At 66.3% G+C, this 14,908-nt stretch carries 15 protein-coding genes; 8 read left to right on the top strand and 7 right to left on the bottom strand.

From position 1 onward, the window contains the following. Positions 1-144: 144 nt before the first annotated feature. Complete coding sequence (locus ACFWU5_RS11940; RefSeq protein WP_379267136.1) at positions 145-792, bottom strand: DJ-1/PfpI family protein; 648 nt, start codon at positions 790-792, stop codon at positions 145-147. Positions 793-965: 173 nt separating this feature from the next. After that, positions 966-1,889: a LysR family transcriptional regulator gene (locus ACFWU5_RS11935; RefSeq protein WP_379267135.1), complete on the bottom strand. Its 924-nt coding sequence runs from the start codon at positions 1,887-1,889 to the stop codon at positions 966-968. A gap of 163 nt (positions 1,890-2,052) precedes the next feature. Between ACFWU5_RS11935 and ACFWU5_RS11930 the strand changes: the two genes are divergently transcribed. Both ACFWU5_RS11930 and ACFWU5_RS11925 read left to right on the top strand, forming a co-directional pair. Then, positions 2,053-3,819 (top strand): adenine deaminase C-terminal domain-containing protein, encoded by a 1,767-nt coding sequence (locus ACFWU5_RS11930; protein WP_379267134.1) that lies wholly within the window; start codon positions 2,053-2,055, stop codon positions 3,817-3,819. A 31-nt stretch (positions 3,820-3,850) separates the two neighbouring features. Continuing rightward, the gene (locus tag ACFWU5_RS11925) at positions 3,851-4,540 is read left to right on the top strand and encodes a DUF6198 family protein (RefSeq protein ID WP_379244645.1); all 690 of its coding nucleotides are present in this window, start codon (positions 3,851-3,853) and stop codon (positions 4,538-4,540) included. Between the two features lie 56 nt (positions 4,541-4,596). Here ACFWU5_RS11925 and ACFWU5_RS11920 read toward each other — a convergent pair whose 3' ends face one another. Next, positions 4,597-5,982: a lipase family protein gene (locus ACFWU5_RS11920; protein ID WP_379267133.1), complete on the bottom strand. Its 1,386-nt coding sequence runs from the start codon at positions 5,980-5,982 to the stop codon at positions 4,597-4,599. A gap of 78 nt (positions 5,983-6,060) precedes the next feature. Then, a complete protein-coding gene (locus ACFWU5_RS11915) occupies positions 6,061-6,696 on the bottom strand; it encodes a TetR/AcrR family transcriptional regulator (RefSeq protein WP_379267132.1) in 636 nt (211 codons plus the stop codon). Positions 6,697-6,740: 44 nt separating this feature from the next. Between ACFWU5_RS11915 and ACFWU5_RS11910 the strand changes: the two genes are divergently transcribed. From ACFWU5_RS11910 to ppc, 3 genes are all read left to right on the top strand, one after another. Further along, a complete protein-coding gene (locus ACFWU5_RS11910) occupies positions 6,741-7,298 on the top strand; it encodes a sugar O-acetyltransferase (RefSeq protein WP_379267131.1) in 558 nt (185 codons plus the stop codon). Positions 7,299-7,363: 65 nt separating this feature from the next. Further along, entirely contained in the window at positions 7,364-7,792 is a 429-nt protein-coding gene (locus ACFWU5_RS11905) for a VOC family protein (protein ID WP_379244651.1), read from the top strand. Positions 7,793-7,860: 68 nt separating this feature from the next. After that, positions 7,861-10,632 carry a phosphoenolpyruvate carboxylase gene (ppc, locus tag ACFWU5_RS11900; protein WP_379267130.1) on the top strand — a complete coding sequence of 924 codons (2,772 nt, stop codon included), beginning with the start codon at positions 7,861-7,863 and terminating at the stop codon, positions 10,630-10,632. Here the strand turns inward: ppc and ACFWU5_RS11895 are convergent. Next, a complete protein-coding gene (locus ACFWU5_RS11895) occupies positions 10,629-11,570 on the bottom strand; it encodes a cupin domain-containing protein (RefSeq protein ID WP_379267129.1) in 942 nt (313 codons plus the stop codon). The genes ppc and ACFWU5_RS11895 overlap by 4 nt on opposite strands. A gap of 71 nt (positions 11,571-11,641) precedes the next feature. Between ACFWU5_RS11895 and ACFWU5_RS11890 the strand changes: the two genes are divergently transcribed. Genes ACFWU5_RS11890 through ACFWU5_RS11880 form a run of 3 tightly spaced genes read left to right on the top strand, consistent with a single transcriptional unit; the run spans position 11,642 to position 14,168 of the window. Then, on the top strand, positions 11,642-12,499 hold the full coding sequence (locus tag ACFWU5_RS11890) for an NmrA family NAD(P)-binding protein (protein ID WP_379267128.1): 858 nt from the start codon (positions 11,642-11,644) through the stop codon (positions 12,497-12,499). Positions 12,500-12,552: 53 nt separating this feature from the next. Continuing rightward, positions 12,553-12,810, top strand: coding sequence for a 4-hydroxyphenylacetate 3-hydroxylase C-terminal domain-containing protein (locus ACFWU5_RS11885; protein WP_379267127.1), 258 nt, complete (start codon positions 12,553-12,555; stop codon positions 12,808-12,810). After that, positions 12,807-14,168: an MFS transporter gene (locus ACFWU5_RS11880; protein WP_379267126.1), complete on the top strand. Its 1,362-nt coding sequence runs from the start codon at positions 12,807-12,809 to the stop codon at positions 14,166-14,168. Before ACFWU5_RS11885 ends, ACFWU5_RS11880 begins: the two co-directional genes overlap by 4 nt. A 57-nt stretch (positions 14,169-14,225) precedes the next feature. Here ACFWU5_RS11880 and ACFWU5_RS11875 read toward each other — a convergent pair whose 3' ends face one another. Then, complete coding sequence (locus ACFWU5_RS11875) at positions 14,226-14,393, bottom strand: hypothetical protein (protein WP_379267125.1); 168 nt, start codon at positions 14,391-14,393, stop codon at positions 14,226-14,228. Positions 14,394-14,500: 107 nt separating this feature from the next. Continuing rightward, the gene (locus ACFWU5_RS11870; RefSeq protein ID WP_379244663.1) at positions 14,501-14,908 is read right to left on the bottom strand and encodes a RidA family protein; all 408 of its coding nucleotides are present in this window, start codon (positions 14,906-14,908) and stop codon (positions 14,501-14,503) included.

The raw sequence follows: 14,908 nt of genomic DNA, 5'->3' as shown, positions 1-14,908 counted from the left end.
GCCGATCAGTTGCCGGTGAACTGTTCTGGCAGCTTCGCACCATTCGTGGCCCACGCCACGCACTGGATCGTGGCTGATTTTCGCCACGACGTGGCGTCGGATGCGGTGCGTGTTCGCTGTCGCCGCAATCGATCCGGTGGCTGGTCACCGCCAGCTACCAGCCGGGTCATCGCGGTCGGGGACCCACTCTGTGTCGGTGGGAGGCTCGGGGTCGTACTGAACGATCCGTCGGACCTGCCGTGCACGCTGGATTCCCGCGAGTCGCACGACGAGCCCCAGCGCCATATCTGTGCCGGCGGAAACGCCCGCGGCGGTGATGATGTCCCCGTCATCGACCCACCGATCGCCGCGACGGACCTCGATCGTCGGGTCCAGTGTTTCGAGACGTTCCAACGACCGCCAATGCGTCGTTGCCGGGCGTCCTGCCAGCAAGCCTGCGGCGGCGAGCACCAGTGAACCGGTGCACACACTGGCTATCAATGGCGTCGTCTCACGCTCGGCCCGAACCCACGCTAGATGGTCGGAATCTATGATCAGAGAACGAGTTCCACGCCCGCCGGGGTAGATCAGTACGTCCCGGGCAGGCGCATGGTCGAGACGGTGCTGCGGGCTGATCGTCATGCCCTTCGCACAGTCGACCGGTTCGCCGTCGAACGAGAAGGTGAAGACCTCGAACCCGTCTCCTGGAAAGAACTGAGTCCAGCACGACAGGATTTCCCATGGCCCGACAACGTCCAACTCCTCCACGCCCGGGAACAATAGAATCCCAATCCGCTTCTTTCGATCGGTCATCGCGACACCCTCCATTCGCGGGGTCGCCCCCTCCTGCCGGCCACCACGATCACATTCGACACTCTCCCTCGGAGTCAAGATTGACGAGTTTTCGCGGGTCGAACTCGGCGAGTTGAAGCCCGCCGCTAGGCGAGCGACTCATGTGTCCGCTTGTCTCAACGGTCCACGGGACACTATCCGCCCGAACCGCCCGTCGACCGCGACTCCACCGGGCGCAACGCCGCCACGATCTCGTCGGTGAGCAGGATGCCCGCCAGTCCGTGCGCGTGCTTTTCGCGGCGGACCAGGGAGACGACGTTGTTGCTGAAAGCGTCGCGGACCGGGCGGAAGGCCAGAGTGCCGTCGCGCAGTTCCTCGGCGGCGTCGAACTCGCTGAGGAAGGCGATGGCCTCGCCGGAGGTGGCGAGGCGCTTCATCGTTTCGATGGAGTTGGTGTGGAACGCCGGCTGGATGTCCAGGTCCGCGTTGGCGAAGGCCTCGGCGACGATGCCGTGGATCACCATCGAGCGGTCGGCGAAGATCAGTGGGTAGGGCGCGCACTGGGCCAGCGGCACCGTGTCCATGCGCAGCAGCGGGTGGTGCGGGCTCACGACCACGCCCAGGCGGGTGTTCATCTGCCAGCAGACCTCGACCTGCGTCGAGGTGGGGATGTTGAACGCCAAGCCCAGGTCGGCTTCGCTGTTCTCGACCGCGTGCAGCACCTCCAGCGTGGTCATGGTGCGGATCGAGATCCTGACCTGCGGGTGGCGGGCCCGGAACGACGTCGCCGCCGCCGCGACCACGCTGCTGGCCAGGCCGGTCATCGTGGCGATCACGACCTCACCGCTGCCCAGCGCGTGCAGATCGCGGATGTCGGCGACCGTCTCGCGGTATTGCTGCAGGGTCCGGCGAATGTGTGCCAGCAGTGCTTCGCCGGCGGGGGTGGGGCGCATCCCGCGCGGCAGCCGTTCGAACAGCTGCTGATCGAGTTCTGCTTCCAGCAACAGGATTTGACGATTGATCGCCGAGGGCGCCACGTGCAACCGCGCCCCGGCCGCGCGAATGGACCCCAGCCGCGCGACCTCATCGATGTACTGCAGTAACCGCGAATGCAACACCGTGCACCTCCTGCGGCAAGTGTACGAAAAATCAGTACACCTCGTGCAAAAACGGATGCTTGTCAGCAACGGTACCCATGGCGTTCTATCAATACAGACGAGTGAAGCCGGTCACATCGACTGGTCGGCTCGCAGGTACGAGAACACAGACGTGAGGACCACCATGCTCGAGCAGAATTCGACGACCGGCACCGCGCCCGCGGGTGACAGCGACGTTGCGGACCAGGACGATCACGTGCGCACGATCTTCGCCATCCTGGAAGGCGAACACGAAGCCGACCTGTTGCTGCACAACCTCAACATCCTCGATGTTCATAGCGAAACCGTCTATCCCGGATCGCTTTTGGTACACGGGGACCGCATCATCGCGCTGAACCCCGACGAAGCGATCGTGCGGGTGCGCGAAACCTTCGACGGGGAGGGCCTTTACGCGATCCCGGGCCTGATCGACGCGCACCTGCACTTCGAATCCCAGCTCGCGCACCCGGCCGCCTTCGGCGAGGCGATCGTGCCCAGCGGCACCACCACGGTGTTCGGTGAGACACTCGACTTCGCCAGTGCCGCAGGCGATGAGGCCGTCGCCGCCGCCGAGGCGCTGTTCGCCAACCATGAGAAACTGCCGTACCGGCTGTACGCGTTCGCGCCGGGCAAGAAGTCCACGCCCGAGGTCACCGAGGCGATGCTGGCGATGGAGCCGGTGATCGGGCTGGGCGAGCTCGCGCACCTGTCCTACATGACCGGCAATGCCGAGGACTTCCGCAAGTCCGCACTGGGCCGGGCGCGCGCGGGCGTGGTGAACTGCCACTGGGGTGTCACCTCGCTGTCGGACATGCTGCTGAACTACATGCCCGCGATCGGCGTGGACAACAACCACGACGTGTGGAACGAAGCCGACATCGAGAAGAGCATCCGGTACGGCCTCAACACCCAGATCAAGTTCGGTGTCGGCAGCCCCGAGGTGATCCGAACCATGTTGCGCGCCATCGTGAAACGGCGCTGGCCCGCCGAGAACTTCCAGCTGTGCGCGGACAACATCTCCGTGAACCGGGTGCTGCGCCAGGGTCACATCGACTGGGTCATCTCCCTGGCCATCGAGATGGGCATGCCGCCGATCACCGCGATCAAGATGGGCACGCTGTACACCGCGCGCTCGTTCCACAAGGACCGCGATCTGGGCTCGCTGAGCCCGGGCCGGTTCGCCGACATCGTGCTGACCGACAGCCTGTCCAAGATCAATCCGCGGTACGTGTTCAAGGGCGGCCAGCTGGTGGCCAAGGATCGCAAGCTCGTCGCCGAAGTGGACATCGACTACTCGGTGCTGGCCAAGCAGCCCAAGCCGGGTCTGGCCGATCTGCGCGTGGACCAGCTCGAACTGACCCCGATCGAGATCTCCACCGACGGCACGCAGGCGAAGGTGCTGCTGTTCGACGTGTACGGCCGCGGCCATCTCAAGTTCGCGCAGGAGATCTGGGTGCCGTTCCGCGACGGTGCTGTCGTGCCCGAATACGAAGGCGCGCTGCTGAATCGGATCTCGGTGGTGCAGCGCTACGCCGACGGCGAGCGGCACACGGTCAACGGCCTGTTCAAGGGAGTGTCGATCGACCGTGGCGCGGTCTCCACCTTCTGGCCGGCCCCCAAGGCCTACTTCGTGTCCGTCGGCACCGACCCCGCCGAGATGCACGGCAATCTGCAGCAGCTCGACGCGCTGGTCGGCGGTTGCATCGTCACCGAGGACGGGGAGGCGAAAGCGACACTTCCGCTGGATTTTTATGGCGTAATGGCCGACATGAACCTCGCCGAGCTCGTCGAAGCCACCCGGTCCATCGACGACGCGCTGGCGAAGTTGGGCAATCACAACGAAGGCGAAGCGGTGGTCAACAAACTCCTGACGCTGTTCATCTCCCTCGACCGCTTCGGGTTCATGAAGTAGCCCGGAAAACAGATCAAGGGACGAGAGCGTTATGCAACACGATAAAGCCGCAGATGTCGTGGACACCGGCAACAAAGTGCGCCGCTGGATCATCTACGTGCTCGGGATCTATATCCTGACGCTGGGTCTGAGCTTGGCCATCAGGGCGGGGATCGGCATTTCCCCGCAGAGCAGCCTCACCCGAACGATGACGTTGATCTTCCCCGAGTTCACCCAGGGCAATTTCAACCTCATGCTCGAAATCATCATGCTGCTGCTGACGTTCTTGATCGCCCCCAAGGCGTTCAAGGCCGTGCACCTGCTGTCGATGATCCCGGCGTTGGTGCTGGCCCTGCTGCTGGACTTCAACCTGGGCATCACCGCGTGGATCAAGCTGGAGCCGTATCAGGCCGACGTGGCGCTGCTGCTGCTGGCCGACGCGATGCTGGCACTGGGCCTGTTCATGATGATCAGGGCCAACCTGATCCTGATGCCGATCGACCTGTTCGTCAACACCATTCAGCAGCTGACCGGCCGCAAATGGGGCAATATCAAAACCATTTTCGACTGCACCCTGCTGGCCCTGTCCGCGACCATCGGCCTGATCTGCTTGGGCTCACCGCATTTCATCCGCGAGGGCACGCTCATCAACGCCATTCTGGTCGGACAGTACGTGAAGTTGTATTTCTTCCTGTACGGGAAGTACACGGCACGAAAGGCAGCCGTTCCGGCTGTCGCCTGACCGCCCGATAAACCGCAGCCGTAAGTCCACCGAGGACTTACGGCTGCGGTCGTGTGTCAGCGACTGCCATACGGCATGCCGAACAGGGTGGCGAACTTCGCGGCGAGGGTATCGCCGAGGAAGTCCAGTGCGCCCGGGGTGGCGGCCATGGTGCCCGCGTCGTTGATGGTGCAGCCGGGGGTGGCGGGGATGCCGTCGAGTCGGTCGCGCAACCACAGCAGCGCCGCGGGCCCGCCGACGACCTCGGCGACGATGTGTTCGCTGGCGTGGTCGCGGGTGTAGGTGAGCGAGGTGGCGGGGTCGCGGCAGTAGGTGTCCACGAGGGTGTCGGTGGCGTGCAGCGGCAGGATCTCGTCCCAGGCGGAATGCCACACGAACATCGGGACGTCGGGCACGGTCTTGCCCATCCTGGTGTCGTCGAGCATCGCGGCCACCGGTGCGTCCAGCAGGGGGTCACCGTCGGCGGCGATCATGCCGGTCAGGTCGAGAAACGGCAGCAGCATCGACTGGTACTGCACGCACAGCGGTGATTTGAGCGCGGTCAGTGTCTTACCGAGCGGGTGCAGGCGCTGGTCGAGATAGGCGGCGAAGTCGGGGTATTCGCGGGTGAGTCCGATGATGGCGGCGAAGACCAGGCCCGAGGTCGCCTGGTTGTCCGACATCCGCAGTGCCGCACCGAGATCCGCGCCGACCCCGCCTTCGGCCGCGCCGACGATATTGAGCTCGGGCGCGTACAACGCGTGCAGTTCCGCGGCATGCCCGGTCGCGATGGAACCGCCGGAATAGCCGTAGAGCCCCACGGGAGCGGTCGGTCCGGCTTCGAGCGGCGCGAAACTGGTCGCGGCGCGAATGCCGTCGAGGGTGATCCGCCCCGCCAGCGGACCGGCCGCATACGCGGAGTTCGGGCCCTGATGATCGGGCACGACCACCGCCCATCCCTGCGCCAAAGCTGCTTGGGCGAACAGGAATTCAGCAGGAACGACGATCTGCCCGGCCAAGGGTGCTACCGAAAGATGTTGCAGCGCATACGAAGGCGCGCAATAGCCCGCAGTCGAGTCTTCGGCCAGCTGCACCGACAGCAGCTTGCGCGGTTGCACCGCCTGCCCGCGCGGCTTGATCAGCGTGGCCACGGCCGGGATCGCCTCGTCGCGGCTGTTGTTGGACCGGTACGACACCTGCCAGGCGTCCACATCGAGGGGCAACAGACCGAAATCGGCGACGTTGACCTGCCGGACCGCGATGATCGCGCCGGGCGCGGTGGCCGCCACCACGTGCGCGGGCGGCAGATAGAACCCGGCATCCAGTTGCGGCGGCAGCGGAATCGTCGGGGCGGGCGCGACCGGCGGCACCTGCGCGGTGGCGGGGCCGGCCATGGTCGCCGATGCCACCACGATCACCCCCGCGAACAGGGAAAACCAGCGTGCGGCAGTGCGTGATCTCATCGCGCGAAATCCTTCGTATCCATTGAGACCGCATCGTCTCAAGAGGGAACTATGGCACGCGAGTGACGCACGTCGCAATCACTTCTGAGGTCCTTCCACGGCGGTCAGCGCATTGAGCAGCGTCGAAAACACCTCTACCAGCACATCGACCGACGGTCGCGGGTCGTCCAGACTCCACTGGTGTACCGCCCCGTTGACGGCGCCGATGAACGCCGCCATCGCCACCCGCCACCCGCCGGGAGGTTCGCGCACATCGTCGCGCCCGGCCGCGATCGCGACCACGACCTCGCCCCACCGGTCGCGGATCTGCGCGCGATGCTGCTCCACCGCCGCGCTCACCCCGACGATCTCCACGAAGGCGACCTTGGCGTACCGCAGGTCGCTGGTGATGGACTGGGTATAGGCCCGGATCGCCGCATCGACCAGGTCACGATGATGGGTGCCGTCGGTGACGGCCAGCGCCGCGGCCACCGCCTCCTGCGCGCGCCCCTGCACCCAGTCGTACACCGCGACAAGCAGTTCCTCGCGGTCGGCGAACACCTCGTAGAACTGTCGACGCGACAGCCCCGCGGCCGCGCACACGTCGGTGAGCGAACTGTTGGCGTAGGACTTGTCCGCGAACACGCTCAACCCGGCCTCGATGAACAGCGCGCGCCGCTCGATCTTCCGTTCGGCCACCGAGGTGCCGCTGTAGTTGTGTCGAGTCCGGGTCACCCGCCCGACCTTACTGTTCGCGATCGGCCCCTACACTCGGCACCGTGGGCGAACAGAAACAGCGGATGCTGGCAGGGGAACTGTATCGGGACAACGACCCCGAGTTGGTCACCGAACGTCAACGCGCGCAACGGTTGTGCGATGAGTTCAACGCGACGGGGTCCGACGAGACAGGCCGACGCACGGAGTTGCTGGGGGACCTGCTGGGCAAGCTCGGGCCGGATTCGTGGATCATGCCGCGCTTCCAGTGCGACTACGGATATCTGATCGAAATCGGCTCCAACAGTTTCCTCAACTACGACGCGATCCTGCTGGACTGCGCGCCCATCATCATCGGCGACGACTGTTCGATCGGGCCGCGTGTGCAGTTGCTCACCGCCCTGCATCCGATGGACGATCACGAAAAGCGCAGGCAGCGTTGGGAATCCGCGGCGCCGATCCGGATCGGGAACAACGCGTGGTTCGGTGGCGGGGTGATCGTGTGCCCCGGCGTGACCATCGGCGACAACGTGGTGGTCGGTGCGGGCAGCGTGGTGACCCGTGACCTGCCAGACCGGGTGTTCGCGGCGGGCAATCCGGCGCGGGTGATCCGGCAACTGTAGGTTCGCTGGCTACTGTGGGAGGTCAGGCGCCCGCGCACCGCCGGTGCCCGACCCGAGGAGACCGAATGCGCCACGGCGAAGATCTCTCGCTGACCCACGTGATGCTGCTCGTGGGCGACCAGGACGAGGCTCTGACCTTCTATCGCGACCTGATCGGACTGCAGGTCCGCACCGACATGCCCTTCGGCGACAACCTGCGCTGGCTGACCGTGGGCCCCGTGGACCAGAAACACCTGGAATTCGTGCTCGAAGTGCCCGAAATGGCGCCTGACCCGGCCTATCAGGAGGCGGCCAAGGCTCGCATCGCCAGCGGCGTGCAGTCCACGATCATCTTCGCCACCGACGACCTGGACGGCACCTTCGTGCGCATCCGCGACGCAGGCGCGGAAGTCGCCCAGCCGATCGTGAACCAGCAGTACGGTCGCGACTGCGCGTTCCGTGACCCGTGGGGCAATCAGATCCGCTTCAACGCCCGCCACGCGCACCACGGCTGACCGGCGACATGCGGACCGGGCGCGGCGTCGGGTCGCGCCCGCCCGCGCGCGGCCATACCCTGGCGACCATGGGCGAATCGCGAAACGAGATGGAACCCGAAGCCACCCGGCCGCTGCGCGAGGACATTCGATTCCTCGGCGGCATCCTGGGCGACACCATCCGCGACCACGAAGGTCCGCAGGTGTTCGACCTGATCGAACGCGTGCGCACCGAGGCGTTCCGGGTGCGCCGCGAGGAAGTGCGGCGCAGCGCGGTCGCCGACATGCTCGACGGCACCCCCACCGAGGTCGCGATCCCGCTGATCCGCGCGTTCAGCTATTTCGTGCTGCTGGCGAACCTGGCCGAGGACATCCAGCGCGATCGACGCCGCGCGGTGCACGTGGCGGCGGGGGAGCCGCCGCAGGAATCGTCGCTGGCCGCCACCTACGACAAGCTCGACGCGGCCGGTCTGGACGGCGCGGTGGTGGCGGACCTGCTCACCGACGCGCTGGTGTCGCCGGTGATCACCGCGCACCCCACCGAAACCCGCAGGCGCACAGTGTTCGACGTGCAGTCCAAGATCACCGAGCTCATGCGTGTGCGCCGCCGCCTCGAGCCCGGCGATCCCGGCTTCGACGAGTCCGAACTGAAGATCCGCCGCGAAGTGCTCACCCTGTGGCGTACGGCGCTGATCCGGTTGGCGCGCTTGCGAATTCAGGACGAGATCTCCGTGGGGCTGCGGTACTACGACCTGACGCTCTACGACGTGATTCCTGAGATCAACGCCCAGGTTCGCGCCGCGCTGCGTGAACGGTGGCCCGCCGAGGATCTGTTGCCACGTCCGATTCTTCGGCCCGGTTCGTGGATCGGTGGCGATCGTGACGGAAATCCTTTCGTCACAGCGGAAGTCGTGCACACCGCCGCCGAGCAGGCCGCCGCCTACGCCTTCGGCCGGTACCTGGACGAGCTGGTCGAACTCGAGAAGACGCTGTCGCAGTCGGCGCGGCTGGTGCAGGTGACACCGGCGGTCGCCGTGCTGGCCGCCGCGGGTTATCCCGACCAGGGGCTGTTCGCCGATGAGCCGTATCGCCGTGCGCTGCACGCGATTCGGGCCCGTCTCAGCGCCACGGCCGAACTGGCACTGGGCGAACTGCCCGAGCACGGTTTCGCCTCCGACGCCGCCCCGTATCCGACACCGCAGGCCGTGCTGGACGACCTCGACGCGATCGACGAATCCATGCGACTCAGCGGCGACGGCCTGCTCGCCGACGACCGTCTGGCCGCGCTGCGCCACGCCATCGAAACCTTCGGCTTCCACCTGCAGGGTCTGGACATGCGCCAGAACTCGGAGGTGCACGAACAGGTCGTCACCGAACTGCTGGCCTGGGCGGGCGTGCACCCGGACTATCCGAGTTTGTCCGAAGCCGAGCGTGTCGAGCTGCTGGCCACTGAATTGCGCACGCGCCGACCACTTCTGGGCCCCACTGCCCAGTTGAGCGAGCTCGCCACCAAGGAACTGGGCGTGCTGTTCGCCGCCAAGGACGTCATCGACACCTTCGGCGCCGCCGCGATCCCGAACTACATCATCAGCATGTGCACCTCGGTCAGCGACATGCTCGAAGCGGCCCTGCTGTTGAAGGAAGCCGGCATCCTCGACCCCGGCACCACCGACACCGCACCGCACTGCCCCGTCGGCATCGTCCCGCTGTTCGAAACCATCGAGGACCTCAGCGCCGGTGCCGCGACTTTGGCTGCGGTACTGGATGTTCCGGTGTACCGAGAGCTGGTCGTCGCGGCCGATATGCGCCAGGAGGTGATGCTCGGCTACTCCGATTCCAACAAGGACGGCGGGTATCTCGCCGCGAACTGGGCGCTGTACCGCGCCGAACTGGACCTGGTGGAGGTGGCCCGGAAATCGGGAATTCGGTTGCGGCTGTTCCACGGTCGCGGCGGCACCGTCGGTCGCGGCGGTGGTCGTAGCTACGACGCCATCCTGGCCCAGCCCGCGGGCGCGGTCCAGGGTTCGCTGCGCCTGACCGAACAGGGTGAGGTGATCGCCGCCAAGTACTCCGAATCCGGTGCGGCACACCGCAACCTGGAATCGCTGATCGCCGGCACGCTCGAATCGACACTGCTGGACGTCGAGGGCCTGGGCGACGACGCCGAACCGGCGTACGAGATCCTCGACGACCTCGCCGCCCGCGCCCGCGCCGCCTACGCGAACCTGGTCCACGACACCCCGGGCTTCGTCGAATACTTCCGCGAATCCACCCCGGTCGCCGAAGTCGGCGACCTCAATATCGGCAGCCGCCCCGCCTCTCGCAAGCCCACCAACTCGGTGTCGGACCTGCGCGCCATCCCCTGGGTGATGGCGTGGAGCCAAGCCAGGGTCATGCTGCCCGGCTGGTACGGCACCGGCACCGCGCTCGAAGACTGGGTCGGCGACGACCCGGCCCGCCTCGCGCGCCTGACCGACCTCTATCAGCGTTGGCCGTTCTTCAACACGGTGCTGTCGAACCTGGCGCAGGTCATGGCCAAAAGCGACCTCGACATCGCCGCCAGCTACGCCGACCTGGTCACCGACAAGACCCTGCGCGACACCATCTTCACCATGATCACCGACGAACACGCGCGCACCGTCCGCATGTACCTCGCGGTCACCGGCCACACCGAACTGCTCAGCGACAACCCGTCACTGGCCGAATCGATCCACAACCGCTTCCCCTACCTGGAACCCCTGAACCAACTCCAGGTCGACCTGCTGGCCCGACTGCGCGGCGGCGACGATTCCGAACTGGTGAAGCGGGGCATCCTGCTCACCATGAACGGCCTCGCCACCGCCCTGCGTAACTCGGGCTAACGGTCGGCCCGCGCCGCTCGCCGTCGCGCACGGAATTCGCCCGGCGTCACACGACATTCACGAACGAAAGCCTGATGCAGACCGACAGTGCTGGTGTAGCCGACCGCCGTCGAGATCTGCTCTAATGGCAGCGCAGTGTCCGCTAGTAGGCGTTTGGTTTCCAGCAACCTGCGGGCCCGTAGGTACGCGGCGGGCCGAGCGCCCACCGTGGCGGTGAACTCCCGAGTGAACGTCGACTCCGACATCTCGGTCAGTCCAGCGAGTGTCGGAACTGTCCATGACTGCCCGAAGCGAGTATTGATGGCCACCAAGGCCGGTGCGAGCCTGGGATTGCGGATCGCCCGCCCCAACACCGTGTCGGTCGTCGCCAGCGCGAGTCGCAGGCCGAGTACATAGGCCAGTTCGAAGGCGCGCAGTTGCACGGTCTCGGCCCCGGCTCCTGGCCGATCGGATTCGTCGAGTATTCCGGCGAGGAGATGCTGTAGCATCTGCTGTCCCGCCAGCTGACGTGCCCGCACAATCAGTACATCCGGCAGCAGCTGGTACAGCAATTGCGCTGCGCTGGGGTCGTAATCCAGTCCCGCGCACAGCATTCGACCGACGGGGTCCGCCGCCACGTTCCCCAGAGAGAGCACAGCGGACGCGCCGGGTAACCGTTCGGGCAGCAGGTCGCTGATGTAGGGCGCGGTGTCGCACTGTTCGCCGGAGACGATGTGGGCGGCACCGCGGGGGAACATCGCCAAGTCACCGGATGCGAGGGTGTGACTGAGCCCGTCCTGGCAGGTGACGACTGCGCTACCGGTGAACATGTAGTGCATCAGCGCGCGTGGTTCCGGTCGACCTCGAACAGCCCAGCCGGGGTGTAGACGCCAGTCTGAATAGTAGGCACCGTGTAGCCGCAAAGGTGCGAGCACCGACCCCAGTACATCGTCGTCCATGACATAAAATCATAGTATTTTGGCGGGATTCTTTGTTGTCCAGGTGCCGGTTCCCGGGCAGGCTGACGGTCGTGACTTCCACTGAACTCGATGTCGCGGTGCTCACCGCCCGCGGAGCCCAGAGCACGGCGATCGCCAACGCTCTCACTGCCGCCGGAGCCTGCGTGCGTGCGCTCAACCGCGCCACCGCTGCCCTCGACGACCCGTCTGCCCTCGCCGCCGCTCTCGAAGATGCCGACGTCGTCGTCTACACCGCCCCGTTGGATTACACCTCAGCGGTCGCCGAGTTCGCTGTGAACGTCGCCGCGGCTGCCGCGGCTGCCGGGGTCACCCGCGTCGTGTACAACACCAACACTCGCATCCCAGACACACCGACCAGTGCGATCGGGTTCGAGTCGCGCCGTGACACGTGGCAGATCCTCACTGCCGGTCCGATTCCGGTCACTGCAGTCGAACCTGCCATCTACCTGGAGAACCTGCTTGCGCCCGGCGTTCTGAGTTCGGCGACCGCCGACGGTGGACTTGTGCTGCGCTATCCGCTGCCCGGGCAGGTCCCGGTGTCGTGGATCTCGCTAGCCGACCTCGGCCGAGCCGTTGCCGCGGCCTGCGTTCATGGTTCGCCGGGGGAGATCATCCACCCTGGACCGCCCGCGATGACGGGCCCACAGCTCGCCGCCGCCATTGCCACCGCACTCGGGGTGCCGGTGGGCTTCACCGCTCTAGATCCTGCTGTCTTCGAACAAGGTCTTGGCTACGCGATCGGCGCGGGACCGGCCGCCGGGGTGGCGTCGATCTACCACTGGCTAACCGAGAATCCCGATAGCCCGGTTATGTCACCGGAACCCGGCAGGTGCCCCGGATGGTTGCCTGCTTCTACGCCGGTCGCCGAATGGGCCGCTGAATGCCTGACCGTGTCTGCCCGCGGTTAGCTCACCAAGCAAGACCACCGCACCTTCGCTCCACCGGGGGAATGTTAGAAATCATGACAGCTTCACTGACATCGGCCGCCACAGATCCGCACTATCTCTGCTCCACCGTCCAGGACGCTGACCCGCTCGACGCGGACCACGTCTGGGATGTCACCGGCACCGAGTTCGCCGCCCGCCATGCCCACTACGAGCAGTTCTACCAAGGGGCACCGCACGTCTATCTCAACCAGCTCGCGGGGACTCCCGTCGCGACGGCGATGAGCGAGTACGCGGGGACCGCCCTCACGACGCCGCTGACCGTCACCCGATGACCGCTGTCACCGGTACTCGCACGTTCGCCGCCGGGCCCATCCGGTGGACGCTCGCGCTCACTCAGTTTCTGCTCATCCTCGACACCGCGGTCCTCAATGTCGCCGCACCGCACATCGCCGCCGACGTCGGTCTCGGTTCCGCCGCGCAGAGTTGGGTCATCAACGCGTTCGTGATCCCGTTCGCTGGGCTGCTTCTCGCCGCCGGTTACCTGGCCGATCGTTACGGACCTCGACGCACAATGACGTGTGGACTGGTCGTGCTGGCCGCTGGTGGCGTCCTCGGTGTCGTCGCTGTCGACACCGTTACCGTGCTCGCGTCCCGGGTCGTGCAGGGCGTCGGCGGCGCACTCGCGGGTGCCGCGGCGATGTCGCTGCTGTTGCACCTTTTCGCCGGTGCCGACCGGGCGCGCGCACTTGCCTTGTACGCCACCATGGCTGGGGCCGGCGGTGTCGCGGGCACCATCCTCAGCGGAACCTTCACCGATTGGTTCGGTTGGCGATCCCTGTTCGCGCTCAACGTTATCGGTGCCCTGGTGATCGCCGTGGCGGTCCGCCGTGTCGTACCCGCTGACCTGGTCCGCGCCGACCGCTTCGGTAGCCGGTCTGTACTGGGGGCGACCGTGTTGACCGTCGCTCTCGCCGCCACCGCCTACGCCATCACGAACCTGGCCATCTATTCGTTGCGGTCTCCGCATATTTGGGGCGCTGGCGTTCTCGCCGTGGCGGCCACCACGGTGTTCGTGCGCGTCGAGACTCGAGCTGCTCGGCCGATCATTCCCCGACGGGTCTGGGGTAACCGTCGGCTGCTGACCGCGCTCGTGCTCGCGGCCGCCGCCCAGCTCACCCTGACGCCGCTGTTTCTGCTGGTCAGCGTCTATCCCCAGCAATATATGGGCTACAGCGCAACCTCGGCCGGCCTCGTGCTGCTGCCGATGTCGGTGCTCATAGTTGTCTTCGCGCCGAACCTTCCGGCATTGGTCGGCCGGTTCGGATCCCGCAACGTCATGATCGCGGCCTTCGGGGTGGTCGCGGTCGGTGCGGGGGCGCTGGCGATTCTTCTCGATCCCAGCCGGGGCTATCTCGTCGCGATACTTGGCCCCACGCTGCTGATCGGCTGTGGTGTGCCCGCGGTCGCGATGACCACGAACATTGCGACTGCCGCCGCGGCCGGTGATACTCCGGCCGGTGCCATCGCTGGATTGCTCACCACGGCACAGCAATTCGGCGCGGCGATCGGTCTCGCCGCCATCCCCGCGATCGCCGCGGCCCGCAGCGGTGGCTACCTGCTTGCCTTGGCCACGATTGCTGCCTTCGCGGGGATTGCCGCGCTCATCGCAGGGATTCGAGCCAGACCATAATGCGGCGGTGACCATGAACGGCTTCGGTCACCGCCGCGCATAACTTCGGCTAACCGACTACAGGCAGACGGTGATGGTGATCGGGCCGAGCGGGATGCCGGTGCAGATCGAGACCGAGCCGACGACCGGCTGCGCGGTGGCGGCCGTGGCGGGTCCCGCGGCGATCGCGGTGACCGACAGGGCAAGGGCGGCGACGGCGAGCGGGCGGGCGAACGTGGCGAACATAGGCACAATCCTCGGGTAGAGCGGGGTGGACACCCCCGTGTGGGGGCGGCCCCATCTCAACACGCCGGTGCGCGCGGTGTCCGCGACATGGTGGGAATTGTGGTGGCTCAGTCGGAGACGACGGCGATCGCGTCGATCTCCACCAGCATGTCGGCGCGGGGCAGCACGGTCATCACGGTGGTGCGCGAGGGCAGCACGCCGTTGGTGGTGTGCTTGGTGACGAACTCGCCGTAGGCGTCGTTCATGATCGCGAAATCCTCACGCTTGGTGAGGTAGACGCGCAACATCATCACATCGTCGAAGGTGGCGCCCGAGGCGTCGATGATCGCCTTGACGTTCATCAGCGTGCGGGTGGTCTGCGCGGCGACATCGCCGGGGTGCAGGTACTCGTTGGTCTCGGGGTCGACCGGGCCCTGCCCCGAGACCTGGACGAACGGGCCCTTGCGCACACCCTGGGAGAAGGTGTGGGCGGGGGCGGGGGCGTCGGAGGTGCGTACGGCGGTCTTGTCGGACAT

Origin of the sequence: Nocardia sp. NPDC058640 (assembly GCF_042716995.1) — a bacterium.
In the GTDB taxonomy this organism is placed as follows: Bacteria; Actinomycetota; Actinomycetes; order Mycobacteriales; family Mycobacteriaceae; genus Nocardia.
The sequence above is the reverse complement of the archived record's forward strand: the minus strand, read 5'-3'. Positions and strand labels throughout refer to the sequence as shown.